Below are 16545 nucleotides of genomic sequence, written 5' to 3'. Positions count from 1 at the left end.
AAGAGTTGAAGCTTATCACTGAGGATCAGCAGAAAAAGAAATAGTCACGCATGGATTCTTGTTGCAATCCGGACAAGAAAGATCGGATCTCGGATTGCGCTTTGCTATTGGCAACAGTTATGATGCTCTGGGGGTTTCCGAGTTCTCTTAAATATTTGTAGTGTTTCAGGGGGATCCCGTAGATACATTTACCGATCTTTTTTGGGTTGTCACATAACCAGTAAAAAGGAATCCCTCGTTTTTTTAACAGCCTTGCCACTTTCTTTCCTTTTTGCCCAGCACCCCACACTGCCAGTGGACGTGCCTGTTGATGGTCTAGTTCCAGGAAATAATGTGTCTTTATCTCCAGAAAGTAATTCATGGCGTATTTAGGGTCTGTTCTAGAAGTTCGGGTGTCGTAGTCTCTCCAGTGGTGCAAGACCATATCGCAGGGGATACATATCAGTTTTTCCCGGTAGAACCTGAAGGTAAGGTCGTAGTCTTCCGGGTAACGATCCTCTGTAAATGCACCACAGGCATCCAGGTCTTGTCGGAAAACCATCCAACAGGGGGAGGGAATGGCGCATTCCTTGTAAATCTCCTCGAAATTTGATCCGGAGGCAGTTAATCGGTTCAGCCATTTCTCATACTTGTGGTAACCGTTGCTGATCCCCCGGGAAGAAAAATACCGAACCAGTCCCGTGGCCAGGTGTCCTGGACCTTTGGCGCTCAACATGCCATGCATGTAAAGTAATTTGCTTGCCGGCATGAGATCATCCGAATCCATGCGGGTAATTAATGATCCTTCAGATTTACTATAGGCTGTCCTGAGGGCGTGTATTATTCCTTCCCCCCGGTTTTGCAAAAGTTGTATACGCTCATCTTTCTCCGCATAGCTTGCAACTATGGCCGCAGAGGCATCACAAGAATGATCATCAACCGCGAGTAATTCCCATTCCTGGTATTCCTGGGCTACTACAGAGTCCAGGCATGCAGGAAGAAACGCTGCCGTATCCTTGAAAGGCATCAATATGGATACTAGGGCAGGATATGGCATGTATTATTATTCTTGAGAGAGTGCTTTTTTAATGGCCGATTTGGCTAAGGGAGCCATGATCTGGTATCCCGCTCGCGTCGGGTGAACTCCGTCTGTCGCCAGCGTTTTATCCATACCATTCGCACTGTTGGCCAGTGCCCGGAAATAATCCAGGTAGATAAAGTTATTTTCCCTGGCATATTCTGAAATCATGGTATTCAATGCAGGAATCTTTTCATTGGGCTTCATGCCTTTTTTCCAGGGGTATTCTTCTGCAGGCAGCACCGAAGAAAGAACGACTGCGATGTTGTTTGCGCGTGCAAGTTCGGCCATGGAGGCAATATTGTCCATGATCATTTTCAGGGAGGATGGGCCCGTATTACCTGCAATATCATTGGTACCTGCCAGGATGACGACCACCTTGGGTTGGAGGTCGATCACATCTTGCCTGAAGCGAACGAGCATCTGGGGAGTGGTCTGCCCCCCGATCCCGCGGTTAATATAGGGGTTGTTCTCAAAAAATTCCGGCATAGCGTGCAGCCATCCAATAGTGATGGAATTGCCCATAAAGACCACCCTGTTCTCGTAATCTTTTGCCGCCTCTAAATCCATATTGGCCTCCCTGAAGTGGTCCAGTTGTGCCCAATCCTGTGCCTGCATAGTTTCCATGGTTGATAAACTACAAATAAGAATCGCTATCAGGAGATATAACTTCATCCGTTGAATATTTAGTAGTACTAAAGATAGTCAGATTATGGTTATTCATAGTTCCTATAAAGATTCTTATTCAAATAACCGCAGTTCCTCAGCGGTTAAAGGAAGTGCTTCATTCAATTTCTTAACCGTTGGTTTCCTGGAATACATATAGAGAATCAAAAAAGCTGCGATAGCTAGATGAAGAATAAAACCATCGTACAAGTAAGCGAGCAGGGCTAACAGTGCCGGAATCTCCAGACATGTATACTGCAGGTAGGAGGCCGACTGAAATCGGGTTAGTTTTTGGGATAAGGGGTGATGAGATTTGATAGTTGACAAGAGTTTCCGGTATACCCACTGACTGCCAAAGTATCCCGCCAATCCCAATACCGGGATAAGGTATATGGCCGGGCTGTTGCCGGCCATGGCATCCAGTCTCAAGTTATCCTGTATAAAATAAGTAAGAACGGCAAAGGCGAACATTCCGATCACGAGGATAAGATGAACCACTTTTAAGGTCTTAAAAGTTTTTCGTGGTTCTTTAAAGTGTTCGTCAGATTGCTGCATTAGTCTTCCTTAAAAAATTCTCTCCATCGAATGGTTTTCCCTGTACGAGCTGATACTTTGGCGGCCTCCAGGATCTGCATCACTACGAGGTTGTTTTCCAGACTACTCAGGTCATAAGCGGGAAGTTCATATTGTTCCAACACCACCTTTGCCAGGAGGGAAAATGGGTCATCTATTCCTTCCGGGAGTGGAACCGCCGTGAGTGGTTGTTCCGGATTATCACCTTCCTGCCTGCTGATGATGGTGGAACCATCCGGGCATCGAAGTGAACCCGATGTACCGTATATTTCCATATCCTTTACAGCATGGGGCCAATTCCAGGAAGCTTGAATAATCACCTGGGTTTCCGGGTATGTCAGTACAATAGTGGCCTCATCTTCCACTTTAGGATATTTTTCCGGTTTAAATTGCTGGGTTGTACAACTTACGGAAGTTGGGGTCTTACCACCTAACAACCAGGTGCTGATATTAGCCCCATAGCAACCAAAATCTGTAAGTGCTCCTCCTCCGTTCATCACGGGATCGGTAAGCCATTCCAGGAATTCACTGTTGACACCGATTTCTATAGGACCCTGATGCCCTGTGTGGAATACAATTTTCCTTGGTGCCCCTATGGTTCCGGCACCGTTTAGTTCAGCGTAAGCTGCATGGGCGCTGGGGTACCAACTGCTTTCGTAATTGGTCAGGAGTGCAATATTGTGCTTTCTTGCCAGGCTGGCCATTTCTTTGGCGTGTTTATAATTCACTGCCAGTGGTTTTTCTACCATCACGTGGATTCCCCTAGGGGCACAGAATTTCACGGTTTCCAGGTGGTCGTATATAGTGTTAAAGGCTGTTACGGCCTGTGGGTCGGTGTTGGTAACCATTTCCTCGAGGGTATCAAAGACCAGGTCCATGCTAAAACCGTGTTGTTCTGAATATTTCTTTGCCAATTCCCTGTTGGGTTCTACGATACCCACTATAGTGATATCTCCTTTTTCTTCCCTGCCCAGTATCCAATGAACATGGGTGTGTACCAGTCCTACAACCCCTACGCGCAAAGGTTGGTTCCTATTTGCAGGAGGAGATGAGGCATCGGGATTATCACGGTTTTTAGCAAAGCTACTCACGCTTGTAAACACCAAAAGTGAAAGCAGGAGGAATATCCTCCTGCTTTTACTGCGTCCATTCCGGACAGCACTTCTGAGCATCTTTTCCATCTAATATTTAGCAGATTTACCCTGGGTACTGGTTCTATTGATGAAATTACGGATATCATCATTGGCTTTCTTAAGATCTTCTCTTCTCAGGTACATCATGTGGCCACTTCGGTACCCTTTAAATTCGAAACGGTCTCTCATCTTCCCGCTTGGGTCTACCTGCCACATAGTGTACTTGGCATTGAAGTAAGTGGTGGCACCGTCATAGTAACCGGACTGAATTAAAACATTCAGGTAAGGGTTTTGGGCCATTGCTTGCCTCAGGTTATCACGGGTGTTGTCGTCATCGTTGTTCCAAGGCCTAACGGGCCCAAACATATTGTATTTAATGTCCGTTTTAAAATTGAGCTCTTCCTGCAGGTAATAATTAATAGCAGGGGTAAAGCTGTGCAGCCAGGAGGTAAGTTCGGCCGAATAATCCGGGCGTGTACCCGCTAATTCACGGTCTATTCCCAGGTAACGGCTATCCAGTCTCCCTAGGGTATATCCACTTTTATCTCTCAAAAGGGATTTCCAGAAATAGTCGGTGGGAACATCGAGGTTAAGACTGAGAATTTCTTTCTTACTCAGTCCTGAATAAAATGCCATCTTTTCGGCGACAGCGTTGCGCTCCTCTTCAGGAATGAATCCTCCTTTGGCAAGGGCCGGGATAAGAGTGTTGATCGTATATTCTTCGGACTCCGGTAAGATATCTAACAGGTCTTGCTGTTGCAGTTCTGGCGACAGTGCTTTTTGGTACCAGGCTGCAGCTGTGAAATATGGGAGATTAAGGGCACTGCTGACAGGGCCACCCACCCGGATCACTTTGTAATCTGCCGGTGATACCATGATCACCCCGTTCAGGTACATCCATTGTTGATTCTGTAAGGCCAGGGATAATCCCATTACACGGGTCCCACCATAGCTCTCTCCTACGATATATTTAGGAGACCTCCAGCGATTGTTCCTGGTGACAAAAGTATTTAACCATTCGGCAAGGTATTCTATGTCTGCATTGATACCGAAAAATTTATCGCGATCCACTTCTTTCCCAGTTTCCGGGATGGTCCTGGAATAGCCTGTATTGGCCGGGTTAACATAGACGATGTCTGTTACGTCCAGGACGGAGAATGGATTTTCTTTAACGCCATACGGCTGCACGGGATAGCCCTCATCATCTATTTTAAGGACTCGGGGCCCGGTATAGGCCAGGTGCATCCATACACTGCCCGAACCGGGACCTCCGTTAAAAGAAATCAGCAGTGGTCGTGATGCCCGGTCAGAGACATTATCCCTGGTATAGTAGGTATAGTGCAGGGAAGCGATAGGCTCTCCTTTTTCGTCCCATACAGGTTGGGTACCTGTTTTGGCCGTATAATTAAATGAGCTTCCGTTAACAGTAACACTGTGTTTTGTAGTAACGACCGTATCAATGGGTAATTTCCTGTTCTGGGCAGTCAGCAGCCCGATAGCGAAAAACAGGACTGCCAGGGGGGTAAAATTCTTTTTTGTCATGGTATGTTTTGGATTAGTCCGCCTAAAATAATGAATTAATCCGTTTTAACCGACTCTTGTTCTGCAGGAAGGAAATAATAAAAAATGGAATGGGTCAGGGAGCGCCCCAACCTTCAAAAACTCCCAGCCCGAACAATGCAAAATCATATTTTACAGGATCCGCCGGATCCCATTTCCGGAGCTGTGCATCGAGTTCTGCAAGGGCTTTGGCGTCGTTTTGTTTTCTCTTGATTAGTCCTAAGTGCCGTGCCACGTTCCCGGTATGCACATCCAATGGGCAGGAGAGAGACGAAGCTTTTACGCTATGCCAAATTCCAAAATCTACTCCACACTGGTCCTGTCTGACCATCCATCGCAAAAACATATTCAAGCGCTTGGCAGATGATCCCTTGAGTGGATCCGATATGTGCTTGGTGGTTCTGGCTTCATGGTGTATTTCAAAAAATTTCTTCTTCAGGACACTGATAGCGGGTTGCAAGCTGTTATCAGCGGCATGGTCTCGGAATATCCCCTCCAAGCCATCGTAGTTCCGGTAGATGTGTTGCAAGCCACGGACAAAGGTTTGAAAATCGTTTGCGTTAAAGGTGCGGTGAACAAAAGGTTGTAATTGTTCCAGGTCTGATTCCTGGTGCATGTGGATAAATTCTGATGGTGCGTTGTCCATCAACTCCATCATCCTGCTGGCATTTTTAACAATACTCTTCCTATTGCCCCAAGCTATAGTCGCCGTTAAAAAAGCGCTGATCTCTATATCCTCTTTAGAAGAATAGGTATGCGGAATCTGTATGGGATCTTCTTCCAAGAATTTGGGGTGGTTGTATTGTTCCACCTTGGTATCCATGAAATCTTTAAGTTCCTTTTTTGTCATAGGGAACGCAAAGATAGGGGATAGGGGAAGAATTTAAAGGATTCAGGTCGTGATCTGCCCGTCCACCATAGTGAGCGTCCTGTCGGCCATTGCTGCTAATTCCTCGTTATGCGTAACAATAATAAAGGTCTGGCCAAATTCATCGCGTAATCTGAAAAAAAGCTGGTGTAACTTATCGGCACTTTCTGAGTCTAAGTTCCCGCTAGGTTCATCGGCAAGGATCACTGCAGGATTATTGATCAGGGCCCTGGCAACGGCTACCCGCTGTTGTTCTCCCCCGGAAAGTTCAGAAGGTTTGTGGTGAACACGGTGGTTTAAACCGAGGAATTCCAGTAGCTCTAGTGCTCTTTTTTCGGCAGCTGCTTTAGGTGTTCTTTTGATCAGGGCCGGGATCAGGATATTCTCAAGCGCTGTAAACTCGGGTAATAGCTGGTGAAACTGAAATATGAAGCCAATGTTCTCATTCCTGAATCGCGCGAGTTCCTTTTCGCTTAAGGAGGTGATATCCACCCCATTGATTATCAACTGCCCGTCTTTCCTGTTACTTTGGGTATCGAGGGTGCCAAGGATCTGGAGCAAAGTTGTCTTCCCGGCTCCGGAAGCTCCGACTACAGATACCACTTCTTTCTTCCGGATATGCAGGTTAACCCCTTTTAAGACCTGGAGTTCTCCATAGAATTTCTCAATATTGGAAGCCTTGATCATGCATGTATTTTAAGGGGATGAAAGTAATGATTACCCCTAATACTACAAAATGTTATTGGGGGAGGGCTTTCTGTTAAAAAACTGTAATTTTGCCCGAAGTTGTGTTACTCCTCTCAAGGAAAGGTTAAATAAAATTGTACATCATAAGTTGTTTGTACATTTGTTTAAATAAAATTGAAAAAGAATAAACATGACTGAAACTGATACTTTGACCATGGGACCATACAGGCAATTAGAAGAGTACAATATAGAACTGACCAACGAGGTCAGAAGTCATTTTGAGCAGATCATCACCGACCTGGGCGAAGATGTAGACCGGGAGGGGTTGATTAAGACTCCTGAGCGTGCAGCCAAAGCCATGATGTTCCTGACACAGGGCTATAAGCAGAATGCCGAAGAGATCCTGAGGGGAGCAATGTTCGCTGAAGATTACGATGATATGGTTATCATCAAGGATATTGAAGTGTACTCCTTGTGTGAGCATCATATGCTTCCTTTCTTTGGGAAAGCACACGTGGCTTATATTCCTAACGGACATATTGTCGGGCTCAGCAAGGTTCCGAGGATAGTCGATGTTTTCGCAAGACGTCTCCAGGTTCAGGAAAGACTTACCCATGATATCCTTGAATGTATCAACAATACCTTAAAACCTAAGGGAGTGGCCGTAGTGATCGAAGCTTCCCACATGTGCATGATGATGCGCGGGGTGCAGAAACAGAATTCGGTCACCACAACTTCAGGGTTCCGCGGGCAATTCCAGAAAATTGAAACCAGGAACGAATTCCTTAAACTTATCAGCTCCGACCTGTCATAGTCTCTTTGGCATCTTTATTGCTAAATTTGTAATAAAGCAATGCGCATGCCTATGAATCAAAAAAAGAAACACCTGTACACCGGGATAGTGTTAGACCTGATCGGGATGGCCAGTTTTTTTATACCGGGGATAGGAATGTTCCTCGATATCATCTGGGCACCGATAGCGGCCTGGTTTATGACCCGGATGTACAAAGGCCAGGCAGGGAAGACCGCCGGGGTGGTCACTTTTATAGAAGAGATATTACCTGGGATGGATGTGATCCCAACCTTTACCCTGATGTGGATTTATACTTATGTTATCCGGAAACAAAAGACGGTAGAAGCAGTCTAATTGCAGAAACAGACTAAATCGCAATGTTAGAATATTTTCAAGCATTTTACGATGCCTTTATCGGCAACCTCAACTGGACCTGGAAGTCCATACTTTTCCAGGTGCCCTGGTATATGAATTACTTCTGGGGCCTAATCCTTATTTCCTTATTGGTATGGGGAGGGGAAATTCTGTTTCCCTGGAGAAAAAACCAGTCAATATTCCGAAAAGACTTTTGGTTAGATGCATTCTACATGTTCTTTAATTTCTTCGTGTTTGCTATTGCGATCGGGGGAATCTACAGTATGATCGAAGTAGGAGCGGCAGATCTTGGCATTTCCCTGCAGAGTATTGCCCTAATTCCTCTAGGGGAACTCCCGGTTTGGGCTCAGTTGCTGATATTTTTCGTGATACTCGATTTTTTTCAATGGATTACCCATATCATGCTGCATCGTTACCATTTTTTATGGCGGTTCCACCAGATCCACCACAGTGTTAAAGAGATGGGCTTTGCCGCGCATTTTCGCTTTCATTGGATGGAAAACGTTTTATATAAACCTCTGAAAACCCTCGGTGTAATGCTGTTAGGTGGCTTTGAACCGGAACAGGCTTACGTAGTTCATTTTGCGGCTATTGCGATCGGGCATTTAAACCACTCTAACATTAAATTGTCTTATGGCCCGTTGCGCTATATCATCAATAATCCTGTAATGCACTTGTACCACCACGCATACGAATTACCAAAAGGCAAGGCAGGAGTGAATTACGGGATCAGCCTGAGTCTCTGGGATTACCTGTTCGGGACTACTTATATCCCTGAAAACAGTGGGAACATCCCCCTGGGTTTCCAGGGAGATGAAGATGTTCCCAAAAGTTTCTTTGGCCAGTTCTTTTACGGGTTCCGTAATCCCGGTAAGTCTAAGGACTAGAGGGTTAGAGTAGCTCCCAGGCTTATGTTTCTCCCCATATTAGCCCAACCGTCAGGTTTTAAACGAGACAGGTGAGCGATATAATTCTCGTTCAGTAAGTTGTTGGCACTAATCCTGACCTGTAGCAGTTCTTTCCCCAAACTGAATGTACTTCCGGCACCCAGGCTTAATAAGGAGTACGCAGGAGTCTCCGTTTCAAAGGAACTTACACGATCTTGCCGCAATACAGAATTTAAAGTGACAAAGGCATAATTATCCTGGGATTGAAAAATTCCATTCTCAAATTCAACTCTCAGGGTATTGGTAAAACTATTGGCGGGGATCAATGGCAAGGGACTGCCGTTATCCAGTTCCCCTATTACCGATTCAAAACTGCTCTCCAGGTGTAGCCAATCCAAGGGGTGAGGGTGAATATGTAATCCTATTTCTCCCCCATAGAGTGAAGCATCCTCCTGTTCGTAATTGAATACGGCATCACCTTCACGGAGCTCCCCGGTGGGTCTTAGAAAAATATAGTCAGAAACCTGGTTATAGAACCCGTTTGCATACCATTCAAAGTGTTCGTTTTTATATTCCAGTGCCAGGTCTGCCTGTATGTTCTTTTCATTGGCCAGGTTGGCATTACCTATTTCAAATCGGTTTGTCCCTTCATGAGTTCCGTTAGAGGTTAATTCTGCCAAATTAGGCGCCCGGAATCCACTGGCCAGGTTAATCCTTCCGATCATGGATTCAGAAATGTCGGTCCTCCACCCCAAAGCCGCGTTAAAGCTGTTAAACTGCCTGTTGACAGCTTCGATGAATTCTTCCTGCCCGGGTTCTCCGGATCGATCACTTTTTAATGATCTGTGGTCATAACGCAACCCAAACTGGAGATCATTGTTTTTTAGATGCCAGTGCGATGTTGCCAGGATACCAACATCATTGGTTGTGGCATCCGGGATCAGGATCTCCTCCCCGAAGTTCCGATTAGTCTGGCTCATTCCCTGTACCCCGATAATAGTTTCCAGGGAGGACGTCCTGGGAAGCTGGTATTGCAAATTGTAATTGAAGGTGCTCAACTTCATGTGCAATGCCGCTCCTTCTTCCTCTTCCATGCCGGGTATTTCCTCTTCCTCATGTTCATGATCCTCAAATTCCTTCCGGTCGTTGAAAATATAGCCAAGGGTCATTTTTAAACTGGAGTTTTTAAAGAAAGCCTCGGATACAGAACTTATGATATGCTGACCTATTTCCTGGTTGGGTAGCAGCGGGTCACGATTCCCTCTTGTTGAGCTAATGTCAGAAGGAATCCCCAGTTCTGCAAGGTTGTAGTTGTAGCGGAGTGAAGATATGAATCCTTTTTGTTGAAAGCCGACCCCGGTTTTCAGATCATAAGTGCGGTACCTGCTGTTAGTGACGTATAGACCTTCCCCGGTCTCGTAATCCTTATGGTTGTTCAGTGAAGCACGTAGCAGGTACTTCCAGGCCTCACCGGAAATTTTGGTGCCGATATTGGCGGAATAGCCAGCAGTATTCCCGAAATAAGTGGAACTGGCATCGGTCTCCATATTTCCAGAATCGGCAAATTTTTCCGGGTTCAGGTACAATACTCCTCCAAGAGCATCCGAGCCATACAGCAGGGAAGCAGGTCCTTTAATGACCTCTACACTTTCTATACCGGCATCATCGACACCCAGCCCATGTTCATCTCCGAATTGCTGGTTTTCTAACCTGATTCCCTGGGTGTAGACCAGTACTCGGTTAGCACTCAGTCCTCGGATAACCGGTTTCCCGATACCAATCCCGGTAGAGACACTTTCCACCCCCGGGATGTTGGTAATCCCGTCAGAAAGGTTCATACTACCCTTGGTCCGCAATTCGGCCAGCCCGGCCTGTTCAACCTTCATGACATTTTCGCGCTGAAGTTTATGAAATGGGGTAGAAACGATAACTTCTTCCATCTCTATGGCTGAAGGCAAGAGTGCTATTTCCAATGCTTCTTGCCTGCCCGGAATGTCTACTGTGGCAGAATACGTTTTAAATCCTATGTAAGAGGCGATCAGTTTATAGGAACCGGCCGGTAGATTTTCGATGGTAAATTCACCATTTTCATTTGTTACGGTACCTTTTTCTAATTGCGGGAAATAAACGGAAACTTGTTCCAATGTGGTTCCGTCGTTCTTGGCAGTCACTTTGCCGGTAATTTGGTATTGTGCTACAGTAATTGAGCCCCATAGCAGGAAAGCTATACATATATAAAATTTCATAACTAATAAGTTTTGATGGATTAATCCTTTAAATCGACTTGTTAATTATGAAATATGGGAGGTGCTCTTAAAGAAAAGTATTGTTTTAAGGAATTAGGATTAAACAGGTAGGTAGGCAAAAATAATTGCCCTGTAATGAACTCTGAAAGGGTCACTATAGCGCTGGGGACGCTAAAGGCAAATACAGAAAACTTGAATTTCTGAAGCTCGCAATCCCATTCGGCTTCATGGAAATGCAGGGAAATTCCATCCTTGCAATGTACTTCCAGGTGCTCGGAGATAGAGTGCTCCAGCTTAAGGTAGGAGGGAAGCAACAAAAAACCCAGTAGCAAACAGGCAGTTAACCTGATCAATGCATCTTTAAATGGGTATGTTTTGTTGGCTAACACTAAACGTTTCCGATTATTTTAGAATAAACCCGAGTCCCATCCTGTGAAGCATTTTTTTCTCGAAATTCCAGAAAAAACGGAATTGCCCGAACAACCACCCATATATTACCAGTAGTACCTGGTAAAAAGGGAATATCAGTAATAGCCTAAGGGTCCAGTAAAAGGTAGAGCTCCACCAGCTGTCAGAAAAATTGGCTCGTTCCAAACCGATAAAAGCTAAGAAGGGTTTGGCGATATAAACGGATGAAGATCCGGTGATTGCAAATACGATAAAAACCAGTACCAGTTGAAAGTTCGAACTGATCCCCCAACGTTTTTTAAGTTCCTGCATATTTTTTTAATAGTATGCCGCAAATATAAGGGTTAAATCCTTGGTAAAAAAGGTCCAAGGCGCTGGTTGTACTTTCTTTGGAAGTAAATAAAGTAATTGTAGAGTTTGTAATTCACCTCGTAACCATAATCGATATTGGGCTCGTAGTTGATCTGCATCTGGTAGAGATTCGTATCAAATTGCAGCGGATTCAAGGCTCGGTTGTTCCAGTTGGTCACATAAATCCTGTTCCTGTTCTCCAGGAAGGTCTGGCTGTAATATCCTTCGGGCCTGGCGATACTTTGCAACCAGGTTTGGAAGCCGGGTTCTATAATAATGATTTCATACTCCGATTCTTCGTCAGCGATTTTAAGGGTATCTCCTTCTTTTTGTTGAAAAGCTTCTTTTTCTGCTTCGGTAATAGACACCGTATCCTTAGTTCCTCCACAACTTACCAGTGTTATTACACTGATAAATATTATTCCCAATACAAAAAATATTCGTTTCATGGCCTTATTGTTTCCTTTACAATAAGATACAAAAAAACCATTTGGGTTAGCAAATGGTCTTGTTAAAGAGTGTTAAGCCGGCAGCGTTTATTTTCCGAATAATCCACCGAGCATACCACCAATTCCGCCACCTTTCTTCTTATTGCCCATAACCATATCGGCAACGTCGTCCAGTACGCTGCCATCGCCATCGGCATCGATTAAGCTCATCAATAAGCTTTGATTTTGTTCCGGTTGCCCTCCGAGTAGTCCGCCTAGCAAGGAGTTCATACTCCCGGTATCACTGACATCGTGCTTAGATTTTTGTTTGGCCAGGTATCCCATAATAACCGGGGCGGCAACTTTTAAAATTTTTGCGATAGTAGCGGTATCCAATCCGGATTTCTGGCTTAATGCCTGTTCTAAAGGGGCTTGTTTTTTTCCAAATACATGGCCCAGTATTCCTGCTCCGTCTTTTAGGATGCGGTCATCGACACCACCTTCAAATAAACTGCCCAGGTTATTTAAAATACTGCCGTCATGCTTACTGCTATTAAGAGCATTCATAAGGCTTTCCGCCCCCTTCTCATCTGTGGCGTTTTTCTTCATCCCGCCGAGTAACAACGGCAATGCCATGCTCAGCACGTCTGCAGTTTTGTGAGCAGGTGCCCCGGTTTCCCTGGAGAGTCCCTGTATCATTTGTTTTCCTTCGCTGCTTTGTAGTAAATCTAATATTCCGGCCATCCTTATTAATTTTTAAAGTTTATAATACACGAAGGAATTCACGGAATTCCCAAACCCATTTTCAATTCTGTAGACGTGACAGGATCTGCTCTGCCAACTGCTGACCTATCCGGTCCTGTGCTTCTTCTGTCGCTGCACCAATATGTGGTGTAAGGGATATATTGGGATGCATCAGTATCCTGACCTCGGGGGATGGCTCTGATTCGTAAACATCCAGGCCTGCAAATGAGACCTGCCCATTTTCTAAGGCATCGACCAAGGCCACTTCATCAATGACACCACCCCTGGCAGCATTTACAATACCGATTATAGAGCCTGCAGTTTTTAGTTCTTCCTTCCCGATAACATACTTATCTTGTGCAGGTAGGTGCAGGCTGATAAAATCGGATTGTCGTAACACATCTTCTTTTGGCAGGCTTGTAAATTTAAAAGATACTGATTGCCCGTCATAAAAGGGAATGGTGATCTCTGCCTTTTCCACATTTGGGTCATGGTAAATGACCTTCATGCCTACGCCCAGGGCTATTTTTGCGGTAGCCTGGCCAATGCGACCAAAACCTACAATCCCAAGGGTTTTTCCACGGAGTTCTATTCCTTTGGCATAGGATTTCTTGAGTTTCTTAAAGTTACTGTCTCCTTCCAGGGGCATATCCCTGTTGGCGTTGTGTAGAAACCTGACCCCTCCGAAAAGGTGGGCAAATACCAGTTCGGCAACAGAATCGGATGATGCTGCCGGAGTATTTACCACGTGTATACCTTTTTCCTCGGCATAGGCTACATCTATGTTGTCCATGCCAACACCTCCTCGACCGATCAGTTTAATGCTGGGACACTGCTCTATAAGTTCTTTCCTGACCTCCGTGGCACTGCGAACCAGTAACACATCTATTTTGTGTTGATTGATATAAGAAGCCAGTTGTTCCTGGGCAACCCGGGTAGTGATCACTTCATGTCCTGCTTTCTCTAGTAGAGCAATTCCCGAGGAGGAAATTCCATCATTAGCCAGTACTTTCATTACTTTTTAAAATTTATTTATTACAAAAACTTATCAGCCTTTTCGCTCCAGGTCACTCATTACATCAACCAATACACCTACACTTTCCAATGAAAGTGCATTATACATAGAAGCCCGGTACCCCCCAACGGAACGATGACCGTTAAGCCCATTAATTCCGGCTTCTTTCCACATACTGTCAAAGGTATTCTTCAGTTTTTGGTCGGTCAGGGTAAAAGTGGCGTTCATGTTAGATCGATCTTCTTTTGCTGCAAAACCTTTGAAAAGTGGATTCAGATCTATCTCAGAATACAGGAGCTGTGCCTTCTTCTCATTTACTTCTTCAATGGCCGGTATACCGCCCATCTCCTTAAGCCATTGCAGGGTCAGTAATGATGTATATACCGGGAACACCGGGGGCGTGTTAAACATGCTGTCTTTCTCAATATGTACCTGGTAATCCATCATCGAAGGAATCTTTCTGCTCACCTTGCCCAAGGTGTCTTCCCTTACCACGACCAGGGTCACCCCTGCCGGTCCCATATTCTTTTGTGCCCCGGCGTAAATGAGGTCAAACTGGGAGAAATCTAACTGTCTGGAGAAGATATCAGAACTCATGTCGCATATCAACGGGTGATCCGTCTTTGGGATCTCTTTAAACTGCGTTCCGTAAATAGTATTATTAGAGGTCATGTGCAGATAATCCAGGTCTCCCGGTATCTTATAACCCTTGGGGATAAAATTATAGTTTTTGTCCTTGGAGGAAGCCACCTCTACGACCTCCCCAAAGAGGCGTGCCTCTTTAATGGCTTTATCACTCCAGGTTCCGGTATTGATGTACCCGGCCTTTTTTTCGAGGTAATTGTAGGCAACCATCAGGAACTCCATACTGGCACCTCCATGCAGGAACAATGCCTGGTATCCTTTGCCCTGCAGTCCCAATAGTTCCAGTGCAAGAGACCGGGCTTCTTCCATGATATCGACAAACTCCTTACTTCGGTGAGAGATCTCGATCAGGGACAGGCCTATATCATCTAGCTCGATCACTGCAGAAGCAGCTTTCTGCATTACTTCCTGCGGCAGAATACAGGGCCCTGCACTAAAATTATGTTTTTTCATGGTAGTAGATTCTTTTAATATTTTAAGGTCTTAAGTTACAGCCAAAAAGCGGGAAAATTCTCCCGGCTACTGCTGTGCTATTTTTAACATGAATTCAACGGTATCTATACCGTCGGCGTAATCGGTAAGCCCGGGAGATTGAGCCTGGCCAAAAGGAAGGCCAAATTCTTCGGAATTACTTACGACACATTGTATTTGTTCCTGATCTTGTTCCAATCTATTCTTTAATTCATCTATATTCCCGTAACGCTCGTAAAAAATGGTGCCAATGGGGGAGCTATAAGAACTGTCCTCTTTCAGCAAAAGAAAGCCGTTATCCAGGATGGGGAATTCGCTCATAAGGTAAACCGCCTTATTGTAGTCGTAATTATTGGCGTACTTGGTATGATTGAGAACTCCCGAAAAGGATTCGATCGACTCATAGAATTTATCAAATTTATATGTTTCCGGCACATAAAATTTGGAGACATTACGACAACCCATGCCAAAATAATCGAATATGTCCCTGCCAAGGGCATTTAACTGTGTTTCATTTTCCGTTCCGTCCAGGACGGCAACCGAGTTTCGGTTCTTGCGGATGATGTTTGGCTTGTTCCCGAAATAATATTCAAAATATCTTGCACTGTTGTTACTTCCTGTGGCGATCACCGCATCATAACCGCTAAGTCGGCCATCAGTAAAAGAAATAGCGGACTCTAAGGAAGGTTCTGCGGAAATAAGGTATTTGGCGATAAAAGGAAATAACACTTTATCCTTGGAGGATAATTTAACCAAAACGGAATTACCGGTTATTAAAGCAGACAGAAAATCATGAAAGCCTACCAAGGGAATGTTTCCTGCCATGATCAAGGCTACTATTTTAGGATCACTGGTCTTCAATGGATATCCGGCCAACCAGGTCTCCAGGGAATCCTTTTCCAGGGCACCTCCCCAATTCTCAATGGCCTGGTGCTGAGACTCCTCCGTAAACCAAGGATTCTGCTGTGAGGCAAGTCCTATGGCCGTACGGAAGTCTGATATCCATTCATCCTCAGAATCTCCTGACCTGTCACTATGTGTTACAGATGATATAAATTCCCTGAAGAATGCTCCAAGTTTAACAAAAGCTTTTAATCTTAGTGAGTGGTCGCCCATTATATTTGTAAGGGATTGGATTAGCATTTACCTTTGTGCAAAAATAGGAAATGCGGGAGAACCAAGAGCCCGCTCTCTAAGGAATAGTGAAGCTATACACCAGAGAAGTATAAGAATCAGTTTAATAGGTCGTTATGGATCTATAAACTTTCAACAAAGACAGAGCTTATGGCAATTGTAATAACAGACGAATGCATTAACTGTGGAGCATGTGAACCGGAATGCCCTAACACCGCCATTTATGAAGGTGCGGACGAGTGGCGTTACAAGGATGGTACTTCGCTTTCCGGTAAGGTTGTCTTACCTGATGGGAACGAAGTGGATGCAGAGGAAGTCCAGGAGCCGATAAGCGATGAGATCTACTACATTGTTCCGGACAAGTGTACAGAATGCCAGGGATTTCACGAGGAACCCCAATGTGCAGCTGTCTGCCCGGTCGACTGTTGTGTGCCTGATGATGAACATGTAGAGTCCGTTGAGACCCTGATGGCCAAGCAACGCTTTATGCACCCGGAGGAGTAA

At 45.0% G+C, this 16545-nt stretch carries 19 protein-coding genes; 4 read left to right on the top strand and 15 right to left on the bottom strand.

Going from position 1 to position 16545, the window contains the following annotated elements; all coding sequences use genetic code 11:
- Positions 1-25: 25 nt before the first annotated feature.
- From PP178_RS08675 to PP178_RS08645, 7 genes are all read right to left on the bottom strand, one after another.
- Positions 26-1036 carry a glycosyltransferase family 2 protein gene (locus tag PP178_RS08675; RefSeq protein WP_272593949.1) on the bottom strand — a complete coding sequence of 337 codons (1011 nt, stop codon included), beginning with the start codon at positions 1034-1036 and terminating at the stop codon, positions 26-28.
- Positions 1037-1042: 6 nt separating this feature from the next.
- Positions 1043-1732, bottom strand: coding sequence for an SGNH/GDSL hydrolase family protein (locus PP178_RS08670; RefSeq protein WP_272593948.1), 690 nt, complete (start codon positions 1730-1732; stop codon positions 1043-1045).
- A 66-nt stretch (positions 1733-1798) separates the two neighbouring features.
- Positions 1799-2278, bottom strand: a complete 480-nt coding sequence (locus PP178_RS08665) for a hypothetical protein (protein WP_272593947.1) — start codon at positions 2276-2278, stop codon at positions 1799-1801.
- Positions 2278-3477, bottom strand: coding sequence for a Gfo/Idh/MocA family protein (locus PP178_RS08660; protein ID WP_272593946.1), 1200 nt, complete (start codon positions 3475-3477; stop codon positions 2278-2280). The genes PP178_RS08665 and PP178_RS08660 overlap by 1 nt, the downstream gene beginning before the upstream one ends.
- Complete coding sequence (locus tag PP178_RS08655; protein WP_272593945.1) at positions 3478-4971, bottom strand: S10 family peptidase; 1494 nt, start codon at positions 4969-4971, stop codon at positions 3478-3480.
- A 94-nt stretch (positions 4972-5065) separates the two neighbouring features.
- A complete protein-coding gene (locus PP178_RS08650) occupies positions 5066-5839 on the bottom strand; it encodes a TIGR02757 family protein (RefSeq protein WP_272593944.1) in 774 nt (257 codons plus the stop codon).
- 42 nt (positions 5840-5881) lie between these two features.
- Positions 5882-6544, bottom strand: coding sequence for an ABC transporter ATP-binding protein (locus PP178_RS08645; RefSeq protein ID WP_272593943.1), 663 nt, complete (start codon positions 6542-6544; stop codon positions 5882-5884).
- A gap of 214 nt (positions 6545-6758) precedes the next feature.
- On the opposite strand from PP178_RS08645, the gene folE reads away from it, so the two are divergent.
- The 3 genes from folE to PP178_RS08630 are packed head-to-tail and all read left to right on the top strand — an operon-like array spanning position 6759 to position 8599.
- Positions 6759-7358 carry a GTP cyclohydrolase I FolE gene (gene folE, locus PP178_RS08640; RefSeq protein WP_272594098.1) on the top strand — a complete coding sequence of 200 codons (600 nt, stop codon included), beginning with the start codon at positions 6759-6761 and terminating at the stop codon, positions 7356-7358.
- 51 nt (positions 7359-7409) lie between these two features.
- Entirely contained in the window at positions 7410-7691 is a 282-nt protein-coding gene (locus PP178_RS08635) for a hypothetical protein (RefSeq protein WP_272594097.1), read from the top strand.
- Positions 7692-7714: 23 nt separating this feature from the next.
- Positions 7715-8599 (top strand): sterol desaturase family protein, encoded by an 885-nt coding sequence (locus PP178_RS08630; protein WP_272593942.1) that lies wholly within the window; start codon positions 7715-7717, stop codon positions 8597-8599.
- Here PP178_RS08630 and PP178_RS08625 read toward each other — a convergent pair.
- The 8 genes from PP178_RS08625 to PP178_RS08590 all read right to left on the bottom strand — a co-directional run bounded on the left by PP178_RS08625 (position 8596) and on the right by PP178_RS08590 (position 16023).
- Entirely contained in the window at positions 8596-10845 is a 2250-nt protein-coding gene (locus PP178_RS08625) for a TonB-dependent receptor (RefSeq protein ID WP_272593941.1), read from the bottom strand. The two genes, PP178_RS08630 and PP178_RS08625, sit on opposite strands and share 4 nt — an antisense overlap.
- Before the next feature lie 41 nt (positions 10846-10886).
- Positions 10887-11234, bottom strand: coding sequence for a hypothetical protein (locus PP178_RS08620; RefSeq protein WP_272593940.1), 348 nt, complete (start codon positions 11232-11234; stop codon positions 10887-10889).
- Between the two features lie 13 nt (positions 11235-11247).
- Positions 11248-11565: a DUF6787 family protein gene (locus tag PP178_RS08615; protein ID WP_272593939.1), complete on the bottom strand. Its 318-nt coding sequence runs from the start codon at positions 11563-11565 to the stop codon at positions 11248-11250.
- A gap of 32 nt (positions 11566-11597) precedes the next feature.
- Positions 11598-12053, bottom strand: coding sequence for a DUF6146 family protein (locus PP178_RS08610; RefSeq protein ID WP_272593938.1), 456 nt, complete (start codon positions 12051-12053; stop codon positions 11598-11600).
- Positions 12054-12140: 87 nt separating this feature from the next.
- On the bottom strand, positions 12141-12776 hold the full coding sequence (locus PP178_RS08605; protein ID WP_272593937.1) for a DUF937 domain-containing protein: 636 nt from the start codon (positions 12774-12776) through the stop codon (positions 12141-12143).
- A 61-nt stretch (positions 12777-12837) separates the two neighbouring features.
- Positions 12838-13791 carry a D-2-hydroxyacid dehydrogenase gene (locus PP178_RS08600; protein ID WP_272593936.1) on the bottom strand — a complete coding sequence of 318 codons (954 nt, stop codon included), beginning with the start codon at positions 13789-13791 and terminating at the stop codon, positions 12838-12840.
- Positions 13792-13824: 33 nt separating this feature from the next.
- Positions 13825-14889, bottom strand: a complete 1065-nt coding sequence (serC, locus tag PP178_RS08595; protein WP_272593935.1) for a 3-phosphoserine/phosphohydroxythreonine transaminase — start codon at positions 14887-14889, stop codon at positions 13825-13827.
- Between the two features lie 66 nt (positions 14890-14955).
- Complete coding sequence (locus tag PP178_RS08590) at positions 14956-16023, bottom strand: acyl-CoA reductase (RefSeq protein ID WP_272593934.1); 1068 nt, start codon at positions 16021-16023, stop codon at positions 14956-14958.
- A 168-nt stretch (positions 16024-16191) separates the two neighbouring features.
- Between PP178_RS08590 and PP178_RS08585 the strand changes: the two genes are divergently transcribed.
- Positions 16192-16545: a 4Fe-4S dicluster domain-containing protein gene (locus PP178_RS08585; RefSeq protein ID WP_272593933.1), complete on the top strand. Its 354-nt coding sequence runs from the start codon at positions 16192-16194 to the stop codon at positions 16543-16545.

The organism is Zeaxanthinibacter sp. PT1 (assembly GCF_028464225.1).
Classification (GTDB): Bacteria; Bacteroidota; Bacteroidia; order Flavobacteriales; family Flavobacteriaceae; genus Zeaxanthinibacter.
This window is presented reverse-complemented; position numbering and strand designations above follow the sequence as displayed.

Excerpts from the sequence above, each read along its gene's own strand:
- PP178_RS08675 (WP_272593949.1), bottom strand. The coding sequence starts at position 1,036 with ATGCCATATCCTGCCCTAGTATCCATATTGATGCCTTTCAAGGATACG.
- PP178_RS08670 (WP_272593948.1), bottom strand. The coding sequence starts at position 1,732 with ATGAAGTTATATCTCCTGATAGCGATTCTTATTTGTAGTTTATCAACC.
- PP178_RS08665 (WP_272593947.1), bottom strand. The coding sequence starts at position 2,278 with ATGCAGCAATCTGACGAACACTTTAAAGAACCACGAAAAACTTTTAAG.
- PP178_RS08660 (WP_272593946.1), bottom strand. The coding sequence starts at position 3,477 with ATGGAAAAGATGCTCAGAAGTGCTGTCCGGAATGGACGCAGTAAAAGC.
- PP178_RS08655 (WP_272593945.1), bottom strand. The coding sequence starts at position 4,971 with ATGACAAAAAAGAATTTTACCCCCCTGGCAGTCCTGTTTTTCGCTATC.
- PP178_RS08650 (WP_272593944.1), bottom strand. The coding sequence starts at position 5,839 with ATGACAAAAAAGGAACTTAAAGATTTCATGGATACCAAGGTGGAACAA.
- PP178_RS08645 (WP_272593943.1), bottom strand. The coding sequence starts at position 6,544 with ATGATCAAGGCTTCCAATATTGAGAAATTCTATGGAGAACTCCAGGTC.
- folE (WP_272594098.1), top strand. The coding sequence starts at position 6,759 with ATGGGACCATACAGGCAATTAGAAGAGTACAATATAGAACTGACCAAC.
- PP178_RS08635 (WP_272594097.1), top strand. The coding sequence starts at position 7,410 with ATGAATCAAAAAAAGAAACACCTGTACACCGGGATAGTGTTAGACCTG.
- PP178_RS08630 (WP_272593942.1), top strand. The coding sequence starts at position 7,715 with ATGTTAGAATATTTTCAAGCATTTTACGATGCCTTTATCGGCAACCTC.
- PP178_RS08625 (WP_272593941.1), bottom strand. The coding sequence starts at position 10,845 with ATGAAATTTTATATATGTATAGCTTTCCTGCTATGGGGCTCAATTACT.
- PP178_RS08615 (WP_272593939.1), bottom strand. The coding sequence starts at position 11,565 with ATGCAGGAACTTAAAAAACGTTGGGGGATCAGTTCGAACTTTCAACTG.
- PP178_RS08610 (WP_272593938.1), bottom strand. The coding sequence starts at position 12,053 with ATGAAACGAATATTTTTTGTATTGGGAATAATATTTATCAGTGTAATA.
- PP178_RS08605 (WP_272593937.1), bottom strand. The coding sequence starts at position 12,776 with ATGGCCGGAATATTAGATTTACTACAAAGCAGCGAAGGAAAACAAATG.
- PP178_RS08600 (WP_272593936.1), bottom strand. The coding sequence starts at position 13,791 with ATGAAAGTACTGGCTAATGATGGAATTTCCTCCTCGGGAATTGCTCTA.
- serC (WP_272593935.1), bottom strand. The coding sequence starts at position 14,889 with ATGAAAAAACATAATTTTAGTGCAGGGCCCTGTATTCTGCCGCAGGAA.
- PP178_RS08590 (WP_272593934.1), bottom strand. The coding sequence starts at position 16,023 with ATGGGCGACCACTCACTAAGATTAAAAGCTTTTGTTAAACTTGGAGCA.
- PP178_RS08585 (WP_272593933.1), top strand. The coding sequence starts at position 16,192 with ATGGCAATTGTAATAACAGACGAATGCATTAACTGTGGAGCATGTGAA.